This window comes from Pseudoalteromonas sp. A25, from assembly GCF_009176705.1.
Taxonomy (GTDB): domain Bacteria; phylum Pseudomonadota; class Gammaproteobacteria; order Enterobacterales; family Alteromonadaceae; genus Pseudoalteromonas.
The window spans coordinates 711,528-735,480 of sequence record NZ_AP021846.1 but is presented as its reverse complement, the minus strand read 5'-3'; the positions used below and the strand labels follow the sequence as shown (position 1 = coordinate 735,480).

At 44.6% G+C, this 23,953-nt stretch carries 9 protein-coding genes; all 9 read right to left on the bottom strand.

The window, feature by feature from the left end; translation table 11 throughout:
* Positions 1 to 648: 648 nt before the first annotated feature.
* The 9 genes from GDK41_RS03330 to GDK41_RS03290 all read right to left on the bottom strand — a co-directional run bounded on the left by GDK41_RS03330 (position 649) and on the right by GDK41_RS03290 (position 23,919).
* Positions 649 to 1,836 (bottom strand): acyltransferase family protein, encoded by a 1,188-nt coding sequence (locus tag GDK41_RS03330; protein WP_152085082.1) that lies wholly within the window; start codon positions 1,834 to 1,836, stop codon positions 649 to 651.
* Between the two features lie 14 nt (positions 1,837 to 1,850).
* A complete protein-coding gene (locus tag GDK41_RS03325) occupies positions 1,851 to 2,855 on the bottom strand; it encodes a hypothetical protein (protein ID WP_152085081.1) in 1,005 nt (334 codons plus the stop codon).
* Positions 2,852 to 3,973: an alpha/beta hydrolase family protein gene (locus tag GDK41_RS03320; protein ID WP_152085080.1), complete on the bottom strand. Its 1,122-nt coding sequence runs from the start codon at positions 3,971 to 3,973 to the stop codon at positions 2,852 to 2,854. Before GDK41_RS03320 ends, GDK41_RS03325 begins: the two co-directional genes overlap by 4 nt.
* Positions 3,967 to 11,199 (bottom strand): non-ribosomal peptide synthetase, encoded by a 7,233-nt coding sequence (locus GDK41_RS03315; protein WP_152085079.1) that lies wholly within the window; start codon positions 11,197 to 11,199, stop codon positions 3,967 to 3,969. Before GDK41_RS03315 ends, GDK41_RS03320 begins: the two co-directional genes overlap by 7 nt.
* A 120-nt stretch (positions 11,200 to 11,319) precedes the next feature.
* The gene (locus GDK41_RS03310) at positions 11,320 to 12,324 is read right to left on the bottom strand and encodes a hypothetical protein (RefSeq protein ID WP_152085078.1); all 1,005 of its coding nucleotides are present in this window, start codon (positions 12,322 to 12,324) and stop codon (positions 11,320 to 11,322) included.
* Positions 12,314 to 13,372, bottom strand: a complete 1,059-nt coding sequence (locus GDK41_RS03305; protein ID WP_152085077.1) for an alpha/beta hydrolase family protein — start codon at positions 13,370 to 13,372, stop codon at positions 12,314 to 12,316. The genes GDK41_RS03310 and GDK41_RS03305 overlap by 11 nt, the downstream gene beginning before the upstream one ends.
* Positions 13,373 to 13,527: 155 nt before the next feature.
* Complete coding sequence (locus GDK41_RS03300) at positions 13,528 to 15,033, bottom strand: condensation domain-containing protein (protein WP_152085076.1); 1,506 nt, start codon at positions 15,031 to 15,033, stop codon at positions 13,528 to 13,530.
* Positions 15,023 to 18,883: a beta-ketoacyl synthase N-terminal-like domain-containing protein gene (locus GDK41_RS03295; RefSeq protein WP_152085075.1), complete on the bottom strand. Its 3,861-nt coding sequence runs from the start codon at positions 18,881 to 18,883 to the stop codon at positions 15,023 to 15,025. The genes GDK41_RS03300 and GDK41_RS03295 overlap by 11 nt, the downstream gene beginning before the upstream one ends.
* A gap of 2 nt (positions 18,884 to 18,885) precedes the next feature.
* Complete coding sequence (locus tag GDK41_RS03290; RefSeq protein ID WP_152085074.1) at positions 18,886 to 23,919, bottom strand: non-ribosomal peptide synthetase; 5,034 nt, start codon at positions 23,917 to 23,919, stop codon at positions 18,886 to 18,888.
* Positions 23,920 to 23,953: the final 34 nt, after the last annotated feature.

Below are 23,953 nucleotides of genomic sequence, written 5' to 3'. Positions count from 1 at the left end.
CAAAAATAAAAATCATCACACCCACAACACAACCTACATCATGACCTCAACAAAAAGCCAAACCAATGATAAATAAAGAAAAAATTAAACAATAAAAGCAATGCAAAAATAAAAGCATACAAAACAACACCTTAAACAAAGCAAAGACAATGAGAAAACCAACAAAAATGAGAATTATTCATGATCAATAACAAAAGAATGACAACCAAACCAGCAACCAAAACCTTAAAATATATCGCTTTACAATAAACAGACATAAGCTAGGGGAAACAAGCAAGAACAATAGTTTTTATTTACAATAAATTTACACGAGTTTAATTAAAAGTGACTTTAAATTCATTCACTCTAAAAATTATCGTGCATAAGGGCGACTCAAATTTAACGCAACATGGGGTGTATGATGCTTAAAGCTAGCTTTTTTAAGTTTTAAAGAAAAATGATCGGCATAAAGTCGCGATAAGCCACATTCAACTACTTCGTATAAAAACAAACTGCGAGTTTTATGCTTATCATTGTAAGGCCACTTACATTACATTAGCTTGCAATACTCAATAATTGCGAGCCAATGTAATGTGTACACACCGGTACTTAGATTAATAGCATGATGAGATACTATATACCGCTCTAGTTGGTGGTTTTCTCATACATCTACGCTTCACCCAGCTTTGCCGTGTTTTGCCTTTTAGGCCACTTACGAGATCTACGTTTACCATTGAGCAGTAAACCAAGCCAAGTGTAACGAACGAATAGATGATAACTAAGTAATGACACTGCTGAGGTCAAAGCTATGTTGACGAGCATTTTTACATAAAACGCCCACTCATAATGATATAAGGCGTAACTCACCAACAATACAATGGGTAAATGTACGATGTATACCCAATACGCACTATCCGATAAGTATCGCAACCAACTTTTATAGCTACTGAGCCAATGCTTAAAAAACCCAAATAGCGCAAAACTCCAAAACCAACCCCAAAGACCGTAACAGTAGGCCACCAAAAAATTATCAACCTGCGTACCTGGCGCGTAAAGCAATGGCTCAATGACAACCAAGGTTGCAACCATCATGACACATCCCAATAAGGTATAGCGCCCCCAACACCGTTGGTAATGATTGAGCCAAAGCCGTCTAAATTTGTACATCATAAAACCAAAACAAAAATAAGGAATATAGTGCAACAGCTGCAAAGGGTTCGGGATCAGTTTACCATCTGCGGGGATCATACCCCGCTCAAAATGGCTATCAACATAGGCAATCATGACCGCGTAAAACATAATAGCAACTGGGTGACTGGCCCAATAACGACAACGTTTTAAGCGCAATGAGTTACTCAAAGACAACTTATAAAATAATGGTAATAAAATAATGTGGCAGATAAACAAATAATATAAAAACCATAAATGGGCGAAATTAAAGCGATGGTCTTGCGCTTGCACTAACCAATCTTGATCAATCTCTGCGCCACTGGTTTGCATAAGCTGCAAATACTCAACAATGATTGAGCCAAGAGAGTAAGAAATGACTGGGCCAAAAATTAATAGCGGAATACCGATCCGTACTAAACGCAGGCGAATGGTTTCACCTAACCCTTTTCTGCCCAAAATAGCAGCAACAAAAAAGCCAGACAAAATAAAGAAAAGCGGCATTCGAAAACTATGAATCGAAAAAACCAGCATATCAGCCCACTCACTCAGTTCAGGTTCCCTGAGTCGCTGCGGCGTATCAGAGACCATTTGCAACATAGCAACATGAATAACCACCCCCAGCCACATAATATAGGCGCGTAAATTATCCAAATAATGGACTCGGCCACGTATTGTCTTGCTTATCATCCTAGATCCGTCTCTCACGTGTTTTCAAATAATGAATCGCTTAGCGCTTTACTCGCACATAGCTTAATAATCGCAATGCAAACGCCAGCAAGCGCAGCCAAAAACATCGAAAACATGCTAATAGCAATCGCACTCTGATAGCGATACTGTTCAATATCAAAAAAGCCATTTACAGCCGCAATAACGACAGCCAGTACAATCGGTACGGCCATAACCAAGCTAAATGCTTCTGAGTCCGACATATGACCTATTCCGCTAAGATTAATATGCCCCAAAATATGTTCTAGTCGTGCGATTTGCCCGACTTCTAGCCATAGCCAAAGAGCCACAATAGCGCCCGATATATACGTGCTTTTCACCACAGTTCCTGTTTCAACATAACCATGCTCATCAGCCAAACCTAAGTAATATTTCACAAAGAATGTGAACAGCGTGGCAACGGCAATCGCACTCCATGGTAACAAATGAAAACGGATAATATGGTCGATGCTTTGTGCTTCTGTTAAGGGATCACGGCGATGCCTATATGCGCTTATCACTGCCAAACAAAGTGGCATTGCAGCTTGAGTAACCATCCAATTTGCAAACACAAACGTAGCAATCGTGATAGCACCAAACAAAAGTAATAAATCGCTAAAAGTCTGTGTACTTTCACTGTAGCAAAGCGCTATCACAGCTCCTGTACTCACCATCATCAATACTTTCTTCCAACTAATATATTGCCAAGCTGAAGTAGCTAAGGTGCTGTACTCGCCTTCTTCTACATGTATGTTGTTTTTTTTGGCTGCAATCAGAACTTGCGATGCAATTTTTGTCAGCACATTGACAGCCACAGAGCATGCGCACGCAGGAACAAGTATCAGACAGAGTAAATACCAAAATACCTGATAAGACTCAAAATATGGCTTGGTAAACAAAAACAATAGCGCAACAACAGCAACTTCGAATACGCCAAGCAACAATGTTCGCATGACGTAACCTGGAGATTGTGAACGAACTAACTCTGTCACTTGATTCATTGTGCAGCTCCTAATTGTTGAGTTTGTTGCGAGGCTAACTGCGTTAACTGTGTGTTGAGCCACAAAGTAACGTCTTCCACAAACGGCTCTGAAAAGCCATCTTCTTCCCATAACGACATTTTTATTAGCCACCATAACGAGGGAGATAGGTGTCCGAACTCACTATTTTTCAGCATTGTGTGGTTTGCATTTTGATAGACATTAAGCTGTAACTGCGCAGCTCGATTGGCAAATATGTGCTGATATTGCTGTACGTTATAGGGCACATTGACATTGCTATCATGCTCACCAAAAGCAACAAATAGCGGCTGTGTAACCTGCGCTAAATCCTGTTGCGAGTCAGCAAGAATATTCTTTTGCACAAATTGATAGCGCTCAGGGCTCATTGCGGATCCGACCGCATCGGGGTCTGTTTGCGCTAAATAGTCTAAGTATGCGCTGTGGTTTTCACCTTGTGCTATCAACATGGAGATCTGTTGTGCTTGGGTCATGTGTTGTTGCTTCTCATCACCATCAACCCCCTCTCTTTGTAGCCTCACCTGTGTTAAAAACTCGCTTTGTTTTAACCAGTTCACGGGCGTAGATACAAAAACAGCAAATGCGATTTGAGAAGATTCTTTTAGTGCTTTGGGCATGACCCACCCAGCTTGTGAAAAGCCAATCAATCCTATTGGAACGTCTTTGAGCAACGCTTGCTGACGCACCTTCGCAATGGCTTCATCTATTTCTTGGGCGCGACTTTGCATATCTTGGTTAAGCCAGTTGCCGTCGGAGCCGCCAACTCCTGCTTTGTCCCAAGAGTATGAGGCGATCCCTTGTTTGGCGAATCGTTGCCACAGCGGGTAGTAATACCCAAAAGCACTGCGTCCCATAGCACCATCACCGTGTACAAATATCATCACAGCGCGAGGCGTTTCGATATTGGTTGGTAATATTAACGAACCAGCACGAGTTGAGTTTGCAACTGTAAAGTCTTGCGCTAACTTCTCATACGGAGCACGGTCGAGCATCACAAGCAAAATCAAAACAAGGCCGACTATCGCCACGTATAAGCTCCAACGCGCATACACATCACCCCCCTTATCGTTCAATCTCACCCCATTATCTTTCCTTAACATTTGTGCTCCTCTTTCTTTTCATTCGCTGGCAGGCAGGTACTACTTTCCTGACAAAGTGCCTCTATTTGTAATGCAAGCTCACACCTTAAGGCATCCAATGCATCGCGGTTTAAGCTACGAGCGCTTATTTTTATACAAGGCTGTCGCGTATCACTTCGCGTACACTCAAATTCAAGCGTAGCCCCCCAAATTGCGTTATCACACTCATTGATTTGCTCTTCTAGTTGCAAAGACTCATCACAATACTGCTCTAAAGTCTTTGTGACCGATGCATCATGATGCCAAGTTTGCAATTCGCTGGTTGCTTGCACTTGAGCAAAATCCTGCAAAATATTGACTGAAATCGGTGGCGCTTCACGAAATCCCCGATAAGTTTGGCTTTGGCGCTGTTCTGTCATCAGCTTTCGGATCCATTTAGGGATATCATCCACAGCCATCATTTCTTGCAAATAATCAGGGTAAATTTGCGCCGATTTAAAGTACCAACTGAACAAGCGACTTCCAGCCCTAAGCATCCACTTGTAAAAGCTGGGCACCTCTTGCCAGCGGCCTTGCTCTATGATGGCATCGAGCATAACCGAAGAGATCACCGGATATTCAAGTGCCGCAATGGTGTGCTGCTTAACACTTTTGAGTAACTTCGCAACACTGCGTGCTTGAGATACCCGAATAGGCAACGCACTTTCGCCAGCCAATAGCGCGATGAGGTCGCTCATCTGTGCATCGTAGCGGTTCTCCATCACATGAGTTATGCAAAACTCTGAGTTTGAAGTAACCTCAGATAAACTCATACCAATCAAAGTATTCAAGAGCATTTGTATGCTAGCACCATGTAGCTGCGCATAATTTTTAAGTTTATCCAGCTGCACTTCACTTAAGCTCACTAAAGCCGTTTGCAACTGTAACTGCTCAGCTTGATAATGCGGTGGAAATACTGGGTAGTGAAGACCTTGCAATGCACTTTGCCAAAACGCAGTAATATCATCTTGGCAAGCGTGGTAGGCGGCTCGCTCCCAGTACACAAAATCTCTCAAGCCAGCGTTATTGAGTGATAAAGGCCACTTCTGGTTTTTAAGCGTGCTGAAGTAACATTGCTCGATATGTCGCGCAAAAATCGTCAGGGCGGCACCATCAAAAATAATATGTGGTGCGCACAAGAAAAGCACATGTTCATCCGATGAAAACTGCAATAAATACGCAACCAACAGCGGCGGATTGGTTAAATCAAAAGGCTCTATACGGACCCTTTCTAATGTGTCATAGACTTGGGCTAATTGGCTTGGTGTTTTATTTTGGCAATCAATTATTTGCAAATTTATAGGCGCAACGCTGTCACGCATTTTTTGCAAAGGCTTTTTCAAGTCAATCTCAACTTGCAAGGCGTCGTGGTGTGTACACAGTTTTTGTAATACTTGTTGTAAGCACGCTACATCAATAACCGACTTAATTTCAATACATTGTGTATTATTTACAGTACCAATATTGGCATCGTTAATTAGCCAAAATACCACCTGCTGGTAAGACAACGGAAAAGACTCATTTACATGCCATTTTTGCGTCGTTAGCGCAGGCAAAGTAACGCCTTGTTGCACACGCGGTTCTGCTTCTTGCCCCTCAAGTGAACGCAGCAGTTTTGCCTGTTTTGCAATCGTACTGTTGTCAAAGAGTGCTTTGAGTTCAACCTCGGTATCTAGCCGGTCTTTGATCAACACCTTGAGTTTGGCAATACTTAACGAATGTCCGCCCAAGGCAAAAAAGTTATCTGTCACGCCAAAGCTATCCGCATTTAGGATCTGCTGCCAAATTTCGTATAGGCTGTGTTCTAACTCATTACGTGGCGCAATAGTCTGCGTTTTCATCTGATATGCAGGTTTCGGCAGCGCTTTTCTATCTACTTTACCATTTAAAGTTTGTGCAATACTCGCCACCAAGGTAAGGGTGCTTGGTACCATATAACTGGGGAGCTGCTCAGAAAGCTGTGCAAGTATCGCTCCTTCATCACAGTTATGCTCAGCTGTAGGCACAATGTAAGCGGCTAAAAATGGGTTTTGCCCATTGTTCACCTCAATAACGACGGCCTGTTGCACTTGCTGCAATTTACACAATGCCGCTTCTATCTCACCAAGCTCGATACGATATCCTCTGATCTTTACTTGAAAGTCATTGCGGCCATGATATTCAATCTCACCACTGGGTAGCCACCTAGCCAGATCACCCGTTTTATAGGCTTTGAGTGCTTCTAAGTCATCGCTATTAGTGTAAGAAAACTGGCTAACAAAACGCTGCTCGTTAAGTTCTGGGCGATTTAAATACCCCTGCGCCACCAGCTCCCCGGCAACCACAAGTTCGCCGATCGCCCCCAAAGGGGCAAGCTTACCTTGCTCATTCAAAATAAATAGCTGGGTATTGGCTAATGGCTTACCCAGATTTTGGATACTATCAAATGGCGTTTTCTCCAATTTTTGCAGCTGAGTTACGGTAGCTTCAGTCACCCCATAACTATTGATTAGTAAGTCGCCCCAAAACTGGGCAACCTCAGCAGTACATGCTTCACCACCGGTGATCACTCTTTTTAAAAACACCGATGAGACTTTACCCAGTGCACTTAAGTAAGTCGGGGTTGCTTCAAAATGTGTAATTTTTTGCTCAACGAGCATGGTACGGATCAGATCAGGCTGCACAATATGAGATTGACTGGGTATAACCAAGCAAGCGCCATTGATAAGGGTCAAAAATAAATGCTCAACAGAGACATCAAAAATATAATTTGCCAGCCACAGCACGCGTTCATTTGCACTAAAATCAAAAGCTTGAGTTTGCGATGCAACTAAAACCGTCACGTTTTCGTGCGTAAGCATCACTCCTTTTGGGTTACCCGTCGTACCTGATGTGTAGATCACATAGGCCAAATCACTTGCTTGACATGTTAAATCAAATTGCTCGATGCAATCCGCTTTTTCAAGCGCGGCACAGCTAACAGGTATAATGGGCACTGATGTACTGGCCAATGCCGCTTGGTGATCTTGCGTACACAACAGCAAAGCGGCTTGTGTATCTTCAAGAATAAACTGGCGTCTTTGCGCTGGAAAATCAGGCGATAGGGGAACATATGCCCCCCCGGCCTTCAATACAGCCAAAATCGCGATAACCATTTCAATACTTTTATCAAACTGCAGCGCAACAAACGTATTCGCACTGAGCGCTACCCCATAGCTTTTCTGATACTGCTCACGGATCTGTAGCGCAAGTGTCGTAACCCACTTAGTCATCTGTGCATAAGTCACTTGGGTATCACCAAAACACAGCGCAATGGCATCGGCCCGTTGTGCTGCAGTATCATCTATTTGCTGCGACAATGATGTATTTTTTGGGTATGGTGATTGTGTGGTATTCCAACTTATTAATTGTTGTGTATGCGCTTGTGGCAACCAATTAAGTTGTTGTAACTCAATACTCAGATCATCCGCGAACTGCCCCAACACATCTAAGTAGCTTTGCACTAACCATTGCATTCGCAGCTCACAAAACAGTGACTTGCTATATACCAATTTACCGGTTAGATGCGTATTGTGATCGGTCACTGCGATGTCTAAGTCAAACTTCGCCGACTCTTGTATTTCCACCACCTCACCTTTGCTGGCAAAAGGCAATAAACCGTGTTCATTGGTATTATCGGGTGGCACCACACTAAACATCACTTGAAAAAGGGGATGACGAGCGGTATCTCTAGTATCGCAGAGCGCCTGCACCACCTGCTCAAATGGCACGTCTTGATTTTGTTTTGCTTGCATGATCACATGATGAAGCTGGCGAATTAAATCCAGCAGCGACATGTCTTGCGACATAGTGAGCCGCAGCGCCAAGCTATTAACAAAAAAGCCAATCAACGAATGGGTTTGCGGCAAATGACGATTATCTGTCGGCGTGCCGATTATTATATCATTTTGGCCTGTTTGACCATAAAAGGTAGCAAACGCACATGCCATCATCACCGTATATAAAGTTGTCTTGTTTGCAGATGCAATACACCTTAATTGCCTGGTTAAATTCGGCTCAATTGCAAATGCATGTGTTGCTCCTTGATAATCAAATTTTGCAGGACGAGGAAAGTCGGTTGTCAATGCCAGCGGCTCACACCCTGCTAACTGACGTTGCCAATAAGCGAGCTGTTGCTGCATCAATTGCTGTTGTTGTTCGCTGTGTTGAAATTGCGCATAGTCACTATAACAAATTGGCAATTCTGGCAGCTTTGCCTCTGATGCGGTTTGTAGCGCATGATAAATCAATGCCAGTTCATTAAAAAACAACGGCTCTGACCAACCATCGAAGGCAATATGGTGCCAGACAATAAACAAGAACCGCTGCTGGTGCACCTGATAACAAAATACTCGCATTGGCGCTGTGTTTTGCAAATTAAAAGGTCGCTGATAGTCTTCATTCACTCTCGCTACGAGCAACTGTTCACTGTCAAGTTCTATGCGTGCGATGTGTATTGGGTATGTGACTTCTTTTAACTCAGCACGTACGATATCTTCAGCGTGACAATAGCAACTATTCAACACAGGATGACGCTCGCACAGCTGCTGTATGGCTTGTTCTAACAATGCTAAATCAGCATCGTCAGTTAATTGGGTAAAAAATGGCAGGTGATAAGCATCCGTGCCTCCTTCAAACTGCTCGATAAACAACATGCGCTGCTGTGCATAGGACAATTTTTGCCCGCTGGCACGCGGGATCTCTACCACGCTGCTCGTTTGGCTAAGTTGCTGTGCCAACAACGCAATCGTAGGGTGTTGATACAACTGAGCCAACGATAACGCTGTGGAAAACTGCTGTTGGCATAGGCCCAATAGCTTAAGCGCAGTGATCGAGTCACCTCCTTGTGCAAAAAAGTCTTCGTGAATACCAATTTCTGGTAATGACAATACTTGCAGCCACAATGATTTAAGTTGTACTTCTAATTCGCTTGTGGGCTGTGCAATGTGCGCTTCAGTGCTGTGCTGTGGTTCAGGCAGAGCTCGTCTATCTAATTTACCATTTATTGTGATTGGAATATGCTCAACAACTGTGTAAGTGGTAGGTACCATATACTCTGGTAACGTCTGCTTTAAACGTGCTTTGAGCTGCTTACTGTCTAAGCAACAACCAGCTTTAAGCACATAATAAGCAGCCAAATACTTGATTTGTCCACGTAGTCGGTCAATTACAGCGGCACTTTCGATTTCCGGCTGCGCAGTTATAACCGCTTCAATTTCACCCAGTTCAATACGGTATCCACGAATTTTTACCTGAAAGTCTTCACGACCAAGATACTCAATATCACCATTTTCCAGCCAACGTGCTCTATCGCCGGTTTTATATAAAATATTAGAAAAGTTAGCGCTGTCACTTTGCACTGTAAAAGGATTGGCTATGAATTTTTCTTGGTTTAGCTCTGGGCGGTTTAGGTAGCCTTGTGCCAACCCAGCACCGCCGATATACAAGTCTCCTGGTGCGCCAATGGGTAGCAGCTTTAAGTTCTGCGACAAAATATATATTTGCGTGTTAGCCAGTGGTTTGCCGATATTATTCATGCGCCCAGTATCGGTTCTACCAATCCGTTGAGTTTGCGTTACCGTTGCTTCGGTCACACCATACCCATTAACTAACTTTGCTTGCCAAAGCATTTGTACATCTTTGGTACACGCCTCCCCACCGGTGATCACTGTTTTTAAATATGGGGCCTCAAGCGCGCCCATGGCGCTTAGATAAGTCGGGGTTGCTTCAAAGTGGGTGACCTTTTCTTTTTGCAACAATGATTTAATACAACTGGGTTCCGCTATCTGCTGCTCAGTTGGCACAACCAAACAAGCGCCACTCGTTAGCGTTAAGAAAAAGTGCTCTACAGATACATCAAAAATATAGTTGGCTAGCCAAATTGATGTATCTTGCTCAGAAAAGGCAAACGCTTGGCGCTGACAGTTAATCAAATTAACCACACTTTTATGGCTTATCATGACTCCTTTAGGCTGCCCTGTTGTACCCGAAGTGTACATCACATAAGCTAACTGCTCTGGATGAGCTGTTGTAGACACCTGGCTAGCCTGAATACAGCTCCAAAAATCCGCACTATCCAGTGCTAATGATTGGTAACGTTCGCCATCTATCCACTGCAGATAATGTGATTGAGTTAACACCAATGCACTGCGTGTATCTTCGAGTATAAATTGACGTCGCTGAGCAGGGAACTTAGGCGAAATCGGCACATAAGCCGCGCCCGCCTTCAGCACAGCGAGAATAGCAATCACCATATCTACGCTTTTATCCATCAGCAGCGCCACGATGCTTTGCCCATCAAACTGGTGTGCTGAGCGGTTTTTGCTGAGTTCGCTACAAATGTAGCTTGCGAGTTTATCGGCTTGCTGATGCAATTGCTGGTAGCTGATCGATTGGTTTTGAAAAATAACCGCAGTACGGTGCGGCCACAGTGAAGCCGAGCGCTCTAGTTGGCTCACCAATGTGTCACTTTGCGGCCAATTAACAATATTACCTTGCCAATCTTTAAGTAGCTTGCTCTGTTGCTCATGCGCTACACAATTAATTTCTGCCAAACATTGCTCTGGGCAGCTCACTAAACTGTGCAATGTCTGTGCAAAACAACTCGCAAACAACGCTAAGCCTGATTGGCTATATTGAGTCGGACAAACTATCTGAATATCAATAGCCTCACCTTGCTCAACAGCTTGTATTTGCCAACAATCGTTGCTCTGCACTGGCAATGGGTCGTGTAATACACTCAAGGTTGCTTGATAAAGTGACTCGACACCCGCAGCATTCGCAGCTTGTAAAAGCGCTTTTTCTGTCGCTCTTGCACTGTGTTTAAATACCCTGCTTTCGAGCTTTTCTAAGTTCTCTAGTGCCTGCCCGACGCTGATATCCATAGGCAAGTCACATACAAGTGGACTGTACTTTAAAGGCGACTGAGGATGCGTGTAGTTTATACCAATGGCAAACCGAGTTTGTGCCGACAAAACCCTTAAAGTGAGATAATAGTTAAGCACCAGCACCGTACGCAAACAACGATTCGTTTGCACCAACAACTGCCTAATTGAAAGCACTTCTTTATCGCTTAAATTAACAGCGTGACTATCACCATATGCCGCAATGTGTGCTTCATCTTCACACGGATCCGCAACACTCAAAGCATCAAGATCAACGAACTGGTTTTGCCAAAAGGTGATACTCATAACAACATCCTTATACTACTGTAACGCTCAGCTACGTTTAATTTATAAATAAATTCATAAATACATTCGCATGTATGGTGGTTTTATCTTTACCCCATTCATGCGATTAACAAAAATACATTATTGTGAGCAAGACTCCGCTTGCCTCTGCTCTTGTAATTGACTGTATGCAAATAGTGCCGCTGCACTCACCCCCACAACAACGGCAAAAACAATAACACTAGTGGCTATGACCGTAAGCCAAAGGCCGCTGGTTAAGGTCGGCACAAAAAAGCCTGTGACAAACAGCGCGACCCAAGGAACAAAGCCCGCACCTAAAATCATGCCAAATAGCTCTGAGTGAGAGAATTTATCAACACCAGACAAGTACATAGACTGTAACTTAAACTCTACTTGCATCGACTCTAGCACGTTGTAGCAGCTCCAAAAGCCAACAAAGGTACAGCTGACATAACTATATGTTGCTAAGCTCGACAGGCTAATTTGACCGGCATCAGCAACATAACCCATGTAATATTTGCTCATTAGCAAACCAAATACCAATGTGGTAAATACCAGCCAAGGCAACAAATGATACGTTACTAAAAAGTCGATACTTTGAGATTCGTTGAGTGAGTCTTTACTTTGTGCTTGCAACAAGGTGCCAGCAACCAATGACTTGGCATAACGTTCAAACAACAATGCACTACCAATAAACACAGCAACTGCGGCGCACAGTGCAATAAGCAGCATGATGCCAACACTTTTTGAACTAAAATAATATAACGCCACACAACCAAGCGCTGGTAGTAACGCCAGAACCGCCGTTTTGATAGTGACACACTGCCATTGGTGATTAATGGGAGCCACACTGATTGACGAAATATCCACACCGCTTAATTCGCTCAGCTGTTTTTGTGTTGCTATTTTTAACTTAGCCAAAACAGCCGCCGCCTCGGAAAATATATACAAAGGGATCAACACCAAGAAAAACCCATACCAAAACGAGTTTAACGTTTCAAAATAGGGGGAAATAAGCAACATCACCGCAAACATCGCAAGCACTTCTAATACGCTTGAAAATAATAAATCCCATAACAAGTCTTCACGCTGCTTGGTAAACCAGCTGCTAAAGTTATCGGTCATTATTGTTTACTCCTAGTGTTTCTGCTTGAGTGTGCGTCGTTACCCAATTGAGCACATCATCAATAAATTGATCAGAGAACCCCTTAGCTCCTAACCAATTCATTTTGACGCCAAACCAAATTGAGTCTTTGCGGATATCAGAAAAATACGCGTTTTTAAATATGCCATGATCGGCATTTTCATACACTTTGTAGCTAAAAGGGCCTGACAAACTTCGTTGATAAGTACTAATGCTGTGGTTTACATCTACCACTGCGTCCGAGTCGCCAAATAATGCCAATACCGGTTGTTGTATTTTCGTCAGCGAAGCACTGGCATCAACAAGCATGTTGTTAACCACAAACTCGTAGCGCACTTTATTCATCACCTTAGCGCCATAACTCTCGGGCGCATTTTGCGCCATAAATTGTTGGTAAGCTTTGTAGGAAACACCTTGCTTTAAAAGCGCATCTAAGGCTGAGTTAAAATCGAGGTTTTGCGCAAGTAACGCCCCTTCTTGACCTTGAGACTTTAATCGCTGAACCGTTTGAAAATGGCCCTGCTGCACCCAATTAACCGCCGTAGATACCATAATGGCGTATTTGAGTCGCTCATCTTTGGCCAAAACCTGCGGGATAACCCAGCCGGCTTGTGAAAAGCCAATCACCCCAATACGCTCACTATCTAAGTGTGGTTGTTGCGATATCCAATCAATGGCTGCGCTAAGTGCATCAGCGCGTTGCTCCATGTTAAGGCCTAGCCAATGACCTTCAGATCCACCAACACCTTGTTTATCCCAAGATAACGAGGCGACCCCTGCATCAGCAAGGGCCTGCCAAAGCGGATGATAATAGCCATAGCTACCACTGGATATAGGCCCATCACCATGTACAAAAATCACCACGGGCACTGGCTGCTCAGTACTTTGCTTAGGCAGTACCAAAGAGCCATACAAACTATCTTGTTGGCTGACGAATTTAATTGCATATCGCTCGTAGCTTGAAAGCCACATAACAGCGACAAGCAAAGCAATTAAAAACGCGATGGCGATTTTTATTATTGAGTGCATTACGATATTCTCATTCCGTTCTTTTTATACTCAACATCGATGTGACGTACAGCCCGATGCTATTTCAAGCATATCGAGTATAAATTTTCCCCATTTTAGGTCAATCGAATCATTGCAAAAATAGCCACTTGCTTACAAAGCCTTACCAAAGGACATTAAGCTTCTTGTACTAACGGCGATGCCACATCCGAGCTTTGCAACAACAGTCCATACAACTCGTCACGTAAAATCTGCTCTGCGTGAGGTGTCAAACACTGATGAGAAAGGCGGATCCCAAAACCTTTAAGTGCATGTTTTTCAATGTAAAAGTTCAGTACATTCTGCTCCCATTCGCTATCATCTTGGGGGACTGGGAAATCTAACTCACGGCGCAAAGTAATTTCACACGCTTGTTCACTTTGCTCAGTAGATTGCACCTGCGCTGCGTGTTCGTAAAATGAAGGCAACATATTTACATTAATAGTCAGCGCTTGATGCTGAGGCCCAAACCGGGCTATTTTTTTATCTTCTGCCATATCACTGGCGGCAATTGCAGCAAAATCCATAAGCGCCTGTGGATACAACCCTGCTTGTTTGCTGATACGGTGATACCATCCACTTACTTTGCTTATTGCCTTTAGCCACCAAGGTTGCTTCTTCAGTTTGCTACGAGCTAGCATAGATAAAGGTACACTCCAAGGCACGTGACGATATTCATATACCGCAAGCGTTGTCTGTTTAACTTGTAAAAACAACTCAGTAAGAGATTGTTTCTCGGTGATCTGCAGCGGTATGGGTAAAGAAGTGAGTAGCGCGCCAAATAGCTCACGCGCACCGTCAATATCGCGGTTTTCTTGCACCGTTGTTAAACATAAACTGTGATTGCCAGAAACTTTAGCCATCACTTTGCCAATCAATGCTAAAAACACCATCTGCTGTGTTAGCTTGTGTTTAGAGCACCAACGTCCAATCACTTGCAACTGAGCGTCATTCAATGGGATAAAAATGCCACGCCGCGAACGATTGCTGATATCCAATAAATCGGACGCTAAATAAGTCGGTTTGGTTTTACCCAGCTGTTGCTGCCAAAAGGCACTCGCCTGTTGACTTTGAGCACTGCGAATGGATTGCTCTTGCGTCACATATTCAGCCAACCCTAACTTTCGGCTCGTCCTTAAGGGCTGCCCTTGCAGCGCTTTTTGATACAACGACCGCAACTCATTGTCCATTTGATAAAGCGCCGCGCCGTCCATTGCGAAGTGAGGGGTTACCAACATAAGTAAATGTTTCTCTGGGGCCGTTTTAACCAAACACGCTCGCAATAGCGGCGCTTTCATTAAATCAAAATTAGGGGCACTATATTTTAAAAATAGCGCACCCAAAGCGGCTGCTCTGCCTTGCTCACACATACCGCTTAAATCTTCATAGGGTAAGTGAAAGTACTCATAAGGATGAATATATTGTACGGCGCACCAGTCACTTATAGATGAACGGAGGATCTCGTTATCTTGCAACAAAACGTTGAGCACACGCTCCAAGAAGTCTGCTCGTAACGGCCCTTCAAACTCATAAGGTAAGAAGTGATTCGCCGTTTCTTTGGTCATGTGGTAAATAAACCAAAAACTGAGTTGCCCATTAGTAAGTGGTAAAACCTGCCTGTTGTTCTCAATACTAATACTCATCACTACGCTCCTTTTGTTGCACAGGCATGTTGATTTTGACTAACTCACTGAGCCTAGCAATCGTTGGGTTTTCAAGTACATCTTGTAAAGTAAGCTGCGTTGCACATTGCGCATTAATACGATTGACAATTTTGAGCGCGAGTAAAGAATGTCCATGTAAGTCAAAAAAATCGTCATCACGACCAATCGGTGCTAAATAAAAATAGCTTTGCCAGATCTGCGCAATTTGCTGTTCAAGCGCACTTACCGGCTCACAGAAAGGCTGTGCCAACTCGGGTCGAGGCGCATATTGCTGCTCATTGCATTGTTGGGCCTGCTTAACTAACGAGGCAGACGAAACACTGCTGACTAACATGTCATCAATAAGCACTTTGTGTGTAGGATAAGCTAAAGCGTTAAGACACTCTGCCACATCATCAGGACTTAGCTCCTTATTGGCAAAAATAATACTTGAAAATGCCTGGCTAGATGTGTGATGCCACAATTGCGCACCACTTGTTAAGCCAGCTGGACAGGGGCCTTGCAATAATACCAGCGAACTTACTAGTGGGTTCTTTGACATTAACTTTGTTAGCAACTGGCCAGTTGCTTGTTGTCGCTCTAAATGTGATAGCAAAATATCTGGCTGACTTAATGCGTTATCGGTGCCCAATAAATTGATGCATATGTCACTGTCGAGCAACGCAAGCTGTTTGTGCAAAGGTCGATTCGCTTTATTATCAATATGCCAAGAACAACGAACCCCTTCTTTAAGCCAACCGCTAAGCAGCACAATGATTTTGCTATACAAATTTCCCTCAACATGCGCCGATAACCATTGCTGCCATGCTGTTTGCGCAGGAAAATCTTGCGGTAACACCACATGAACCTTGTCACACAATGCTGGCAAGGCTGACGCGATTGCCACCCCATTGGCTTGTTCAATTCCTAATAACACAACTTTACTATCGCCAGTGGCTGCCTTTGCTGTGGGTTTAAACGGCGTGTAGGTAGAGCAAAAGAGTTGCTTATGCATGATTTTAAACTGCTCAGCTTTGCTGTTTGCCACCTGGCTTAACAAAGAGCCGCTAACAGTTTCTTTACCTGTGCGTTTAAATGCGCCCTTTGGTGCTGCACACCACACAGTTTTTGGCGCTTGCTGTAATGCCAAATCTTGATAACTGTGCAAGAAGAAATCGAGTAAATACTGCCCCATTAGCGCATTGCTTTGATAAGCCGCCTCACTCGATGCTATGTACAGAAGTGACCATCGCTTACTATCACGCAGCAGATGGATATCAAGCGCTTGCCAACTGCGACGTAGCTCGCTGTCCACCATCGCATTTAACAGGCCATCAAATTTTGGCGAGATATCACTCAACCGAGCATCAACCCAGCAACACGATGCATCAACAATATGTTTTACATGCGCTTCTATGCGCTGCAAATGCGCAACTTGCGTTAAATCGCCAAACAGTACATTGTCATTTGCTGCGCTAAACTGATCTGCCTGATAGATAAACCACAAGTGCGTGTCGTTGGCGCTAACACAGCGCTGCACTTTGTTGGCGGCCTCTCCCTTTGGCATCAACAGTAAAATGTGATTTTGCTGCTTTTGCGGCACAACTTTGAGCCACTGCTGCGCGCGCCAAAGCGTGCTTTGTTTTGTATGCAAAGGTAACTTATAGCGTGTTGTTGCAAAAGCATATCCCGGCACAGATAAGGGCGCTAACTGTTCGTTGAAGTGCGCTTGGCTATCAATCGTCACACCTTGCATCCAAAGCTGTGCTGCCATGGCATATAAATCAGTTTCTAAAGTTAATGTATGACATGATGAAGAAGTTACGCGCGTGTTTTCTCGAGCGTCACATAATGCTTGCCAAAACGCTTCTTGCTGCCAATGTTGCGCGGTTACTGGCTCAACCGAGTCATTACAAGCCAGTGCATAACGAGCACTATTAGGCAAATTTTGCGCATTTTCGATGCTTTTATTATGGAGTAAACCCAGTGCTTGTGTTGATGTTAACACCCCAGCCAATTCAGCAACTGTGATAAACATCACACCCGACGCTTGGATACTTTTAAACTCTATCCCCATGTGTGATAAATGCGATAACACACTCAGCCAAACCGCGCGGTTCAGCAAATTATTGATTGTTTCGCTTTCTTCTACTTTTATTCGTAACTCGTGCCACATTGACGCCGACTTACTTATCGCATCTAATTGCGCCCCAGACTCACAAAGGTGCTGTTTAAATTGCCAGTTAAGTGTTTCATCGCGCTCAAATAACCGCTCCAAGATGATCAACTGCTCGCTCGTAATCGCCTCAATACCAAGCGTAGGTGATGGTTCTGCTTTGGATATATCGTTGTCAGACAATGCCTTGAGCGCTTGCAACTGCTGCAAAGATGAGACACTGACTGCGCTGCGATAACGCATCGGCTCTTTGCAATTGAGTAAAGTCCAACTTAATTGTTTTAAGTTACAGTGTGGGTGTTTGCGCAGCCAAGCACATAAAGCATCTCTATTACGCAACACCGCTTGTGGGTCTTTGCCACTTAAAAATAAAACATGATTTTTGTTTTCTGTCGCTGTTGAATGAGTCGCGTTGGCACCTTGTAATAGCACATGACCATTCGTGCCGCCGATCCCAAAAATGTTCAACCCAGCAATCAACGCTTTAGACTCAGGCCAAGGCTCGGCCTCTCGTTGCACGTAAAACGCACTGCTTGGTGCATTTAATTGCTCAAGCGGCGCTTCACAATTAATGGTGGGCAGCAATGTGCGATGGTGTAGCATCAAGCTCACTTTAACCAAACTAGCCAAGCCCGATGCCGCATCGAGATGGCCAATGTTGCCTTTAACCGACCCCAGTGCACAAGATTGGCTTGGCATAGTTTGACCATAGGCTTGTTGCAGTGCTCTTAACTCAACACCGTCGCCCAGCTCAGTGCCTGTGCCATGCGCCTCTACATAAGACACGTCATGCGGCTCAATGTCGGCGTTCATCATCGCTTGCTGAGCCACGTGTGTTTGACCATTGACCGACGGTGCCGCAAAGCCCAACTTGTCACGTCCATCATTGTTCAGTGCGCTGCCTCTTATCACCGCATAAATGCGGTCACCATCTTCAAGTGCCTCTTCATAGCGCTTAAGCACCACTGCCAACGCGCCACTACCAGGCACCATACCAGTCGCATTATTGGCAAAAGGTCGACATAAACCATCAGGGCTAAGCGGTCCACCGGGCGTTGCTGTGTAGCCTTCATAATGGGGATACCCAATACGACTGGCAACCACCAGCGCGGTTTCACAGTCACCACTATTCAATGCTAAACACGCGTAATGCAATAGCACAAATGACGTGGAACACCCAGTTGTCAACGACAATGCAGGTCCGTTTACCCCCAGCTGATAAGCAAGCTTGCTGGCAAACAACTCTTGCGAGTTATGATGGATTAACTCATCAATTTCTACCGCGCTGTCTAACTTATCTTTATTGCTAATACCATAGGTTAAATAAGCACTGGTTGGGGCGCCTGCATATACGCCAACATGCGCATCAGTGCGCTGGTTAATCAAACCAGCATCTTCTAAGGCATGCCAACTAACTTCTAAACTTTGTCGAAGCTGAGGGTCCATTAAGCAGGCTTCGCGTGCCGCAACATCAAAAAATGCCGCATCAAAGCCATGCACATTGTCTAATACCCCGCCCAAATTACCACTTTGATCGGGATATCGTTGTTGCTGCATTTTTAGGACATCTTTGCCTGCCAGCAAATTTTCCCAATATTCATCTATTGAGTTTGCCCCAGGCACCCGAGCAGCCATACCGACAATTGCAACTTCTAGCCCCGTTACCGTTTCCATGCTTATGCCCTTTTCCCTTGTCGGTTTCTCAGCTTGAGCATTCGCGCTCTTGCATCTTGTTTATTCTTTACTTTGTTATTATCAACTTGAGCAGTCGCTTGCTGTGCGCCACAAATAAACTGACAAAAACGTTCAATTGATGGGTAGTTAATTAAATCTAGTGTGGTAATTGCCTTAAGCGCCAAGGAGCTTGCATCACTCATCGGCCCTTGCTCTGGTAGCGCTTTGAGCTTAGTGAGCAAGGGTAAAAACAACAGCGAGTGACCACCTGCGTCAAAGAAGTTATCGGTATCGCTCACCTGCCCTTGCAAGAGCTCATGCCAAACGCGGCGAACGCCTTCTAGCAGGGCGGGCTCAACGGACGCACCTCCTTGCTCTACCACTTCCACATTAGTTTGCTCTGTGTCTGGTTCTTGGGTTGAGGCACTGTCTGATTGCACTATATCACTGGCTGTCGAAGCTGCTAAACGCTGTGCAATCGCAACTGAATTGTGGCTAAACGCTTGGTGCTGCACATGCGCGTTGTCGGCCATTTGCGCAAATACCGCCATATATAACTCGCCCAGCGCCACCACTTGCTCCCGCGTTAGCAGGTCGTTGTCGTAGTCTAATTGCAATGACACATCATTGGCTTTTAGACCTGACGACAGAGTTAAATGCTGGAAATGCACTGTCAGAGCAAAGTTGGTGCCTTCATGAACTTGGTCGGTACGCAGATTGTTTTTCACTGTTAAACCCAATTCAGGGCACAGCGCTTCATACACGTGGAAGTCCATGTAATTAAACAACACATCTTCTAACAATGAGGTTTCTCGGCCTACTAAGCGCTGCACTTCTGCTAAAGGGAAGCGACGATGTGGAATAAGGTCGCACTCAAGCGCAAAGGTATCTTGAATAAGGGCCTGCCAAGTGCCGTCTTTTAACTTTTGTCTAAACGGTAATGTATTGATAAATAGACCATATTGTTTATCTCCCCCTTTACCCTCATAGCGGCCATTGGTGGGAATACCCGTTAGTACATCTTGTTGTGCGCTGACCAAGCTCATCACCTTAATGTGGCCTGCTAATAGTACGCTTTTCAAAGGTACATTGGCTTGTTTCATCAACGCTTTTAAGCCGTTGTAAATGTTATCTTCAATTCGTAGGTGTACAGCACGCAATTGCTTTGACTCACACATTGCATCACTTTGCAGCGGCAATGCCAGCGGCTCAAAATCAGCCAAATAGTTTGTCCAAAAATCGATGCTTTGCGGGTTGTTGATGGTTGCCTTTTCGGTGGCCACAAAATCTGCATAACGCCAGTTTAATTGTGGCAGTGCGGTGTGCGCTCGACGGCCCATTTTTTCGGCATAAAGATTGAACACATCAACAATTAATGAGTGGTAGCTCCATCCATCAAAAATAGGGTGGCATTCCGTCATGGTAAACTGGAAGCTTGTGGCACTGCGGTGTTGAATAAAAAAGCGCAGTAACGTAGGTTTAGTTAAATCAAATGGTGAGGCTTTCTCTTGCTCAATCAATGCCATCACTTGCGCTTCTTGCTGTGACTCATCCAGCGACGAGATATCAGAAAACTCCACTGGCAACAGCGCATGGGCATGCACACATTGAATGGGTTGATACTCATTGTGTAAGTCAAATCCGGTGCGCAAAATTTCATGATGGGCTACCAACTCTTGCACCGCTTCATAAAACAACGCTTCGTTGAGTTTATGGTCCAAGCAAATGTGCGAGGTACCCGTACAGTGGTAGATATTCGACTCTGGTGCCAACATCATATGGTAGAACATACCTGCCTGCATGCCGCTCAAAGGATAAGCATCAATTACATCTTCAGGTAGTTGCGCGCGCTGCTCCTCGCTTATCATGCTAAAAGCTGGAACGTCTTTTACAACGCCCATAGAGTCTGCATCGTGTTGGCTTAGATATTCAGCGAGCGCTTTGATGGTTTGAGTCTTAAAAATTTGCTCTAGTGGTAAAGAAATCCCTTGTTGCTCAAGCAGCTCATTCACTTGCACCGCACGTAATGAGTCACCACCTAGTGCAAAGAAGTTATCGTTGACACTGACGCTATCAACGTTCAGTACTTGTTGCCAAATTTTTGCAATACCCACTTCTATGGCACTACTTGGTGCAACAAATTCTTGCGTGAGGGTGCTTCTATCAACTTTAGGCTCAGGCAATGCGCGGCGGTCAATTTTGCCATTAATGGTTAGTGGAAATGCCGTTAACGGCATAAAAATGGCGGGGATCATATACTCAGGCAAGGTCTTGCCAAGCTGTTCTCGCAACGCTTGCACGCTAAGCTCATCGCAGACAACATAAGCCACCAATTGCGCACCTTGCTGCGGCGCTTCATGTGCTAACACCAAAGCCTCTTTGATACCGCTGCAGGCTAATAACGCGTTTTCAATCTCCCCTAATTCAATTCTAAAACCACGGATCTTCACTTGGTGATCGGCACGTCCTTGGTAAATTAGTTCACCTTGATTATCTACTTTCACTAAATCCCCAGAGCGATAAAGTGTTGGCTGCGCGTCATTAAATGGGTTGTTAAGAAAACGCTCTGCGCTCAACTGTACACGGTTATGATAACCATCGGCAACGCCGTCTCCAGATACAAACAGCTCGCCAGTCATGCCATCTGGCACAGGTTGTAACCATGGGTCTAATACGTACATAGATAAATCTGGAATGGCTTCACCAATTGGTGCCGCAATACGCCCTTTTAGTAGCTCGGCCGACAGCGCTTGGTAAGTAACATGCACTGTGGTTTCGGTGATGCCATACATGTTGATAAGCTTTGGTTGCTGCTGCGGGTATTGCGCAAACCAACGTGATACCGAGGGAATATCCAACGCTTCACCACCAAAAATGACGTAGCGTAAGCTATAGGGCTTGCCGATTGCGGCGTATTGCTTAAATGCCGACGGTGTTTGATTCAATACCGTGATCTGGTACTTTTCGACCCACTGTGCAAACACGTCAGGTGCACGAGTCACCTCTTTGGGGATCACCACCAATTTTGCACCGTATAACAATGCGCCCCACATTTCCCAAACCGAAAAGTCAAACACGCATGAATGAAATAAGCTCCATACATCTTGGCTGTTAAACTCAAACCAATGTTCGGTGGCACTAAAGAGTCTCAACACGTTGTGGTGTGTTGTTTTCACGCCTTTTGGTTTACCCGTAGAGCCCGAGGTATAAATCATATAAGCTTGGTCAGTGCGCTCTATGTGGCAATTCAGATTGCTGTCATCGTTGCTTGCTATCTGCTGCGCATGGGTATCTAAACAAACCAGTTGTAAGTTACGCTGCGCAAATAAAGTAAGACTGTCTTGATTGCCAATCACCACATCCACATTGGCATCATCTAAAATATATTCCAGTCGTTGTTGGCCTGCACTTGGGTCAATTGGTACGTAAGCCGCGCCGACTTTTAACACCGCTAAAATCGCCACCATGGTATTTACGCTTGGCGATAAACAAATCGCCACTTTCGAGCCTAATCCTAACTGCTGCTGTACGTTGAGCAAATGACGAGCGAGTTGGTTAGCGCTCGCATTAAGCTGTTGATAAGTTAGCGTGCGCTCACCATCTACTATTGCTTCATTATCAGCAAAACGTGCCACCATCTGCTCAAAGCCTTCGCAAATGCTGCTAAACGGTGATGAATAATCGCCAGATTTGGACTCATATCGCGCAAGCTGAGCACTTTTCGCCGCGTCATTAAGTAAAGGCAATTGATATAACGGTACATCAGGCGCGGCAACAATTGAGGCTAACAATTGCGTGTATGCTGCTGCGATACGCTCAATGCTTTGCGCTTCAAACAACTCCGAGCTGTATTCCAATGCCATTGACACGTCATCGACATTGTCTTCAAGCGATAAAGTCAGGTCAAATTTACTGGTATCATTGTGCAACTGCCAACTGCTTACTCCCAGATCAGACATCTGTTCATCAGCGTCACCATCATGGCGATAGTAGGCAAACATCAATTGAAAAAATGGCGAAGTATCTAAGCTTCTTTCACCATAAATATCACTGACTAATTTAGCGAATGGTAATTGCTGATACTCCCAAGCATCTAGCACGGTGTTTTTTACTTGCTCTAAGTAAGCGCTAAAACTTTGCGATAGGTCGCACTGAGTGCGATAAACCACGGTATTAACAAAATAGCCGATGATCGGCTCAAGTTCAGCCTGATCTCGGCCTGCAACAGGTGAACCTACCGTGATATCTTCTTGGCGAGTGTAACGACTGATCAGCACCTTAAACGCACTTAAATAGATATTAAAAGCACTGGTATGCTGCTGTAGAGCAAGCGTATTCACCCCTTTGACCAGTGACTGAGGAAGTGCAATTTCAAGTTGTTTCCCCTGAAAGCTAGGCTGGGCTGGACGCACTTTATCTGGGGGAAAAGTACAAGGCGTAACATTTGCCAACCGCTCACGCCAATAAGCTAATTGCTGCTGCGCCTGCTGATCTGCCAATTGCTCACTTTGCCACTCAGCAAAGTCGCCATATTGCAGCTCAAGCTCTTCTAGTTGCGGTGTGTGCCCTTGCGCTAATTGTTGATAATTTTGCCATAACTGACGCTTAAAGACGTCAGCTGACCAACCATCGGTGATGATATGATGAAAGATAAATAAGAGCTTGTCTTGCTCAGGCTGGACTAAGCGAATAACACGAAACAACGGCGCCTGAGATAAACTAAATGTCTGGCGCGTTAAGCGTCGCACTAACTGTGCTTGTTCACTTTGCGCACACTCTAGCTGCTCAATATGCCAATCAAGATCGGGCAAAATGTACTGTTTTACCTCCCCTTGCTGAAACTTAAATACCGTACGCAACGATTCTTGCTGCTGCACAATCAGTGATACAGCTTGTTCTATTAAGTCATTGCGTATCGACTTATCTATACAAAACCCCTGACAGACATGATTATGGCCCGTGCCAGAGAAAAGCGTTTCACTTAGCCACATACCTTGCTGGGCCATTGAAACTGGAAAAGAGAGTTGTTCAGTCATTGTGTTATCCTCATCACCGCTACGTTAAGCGCAA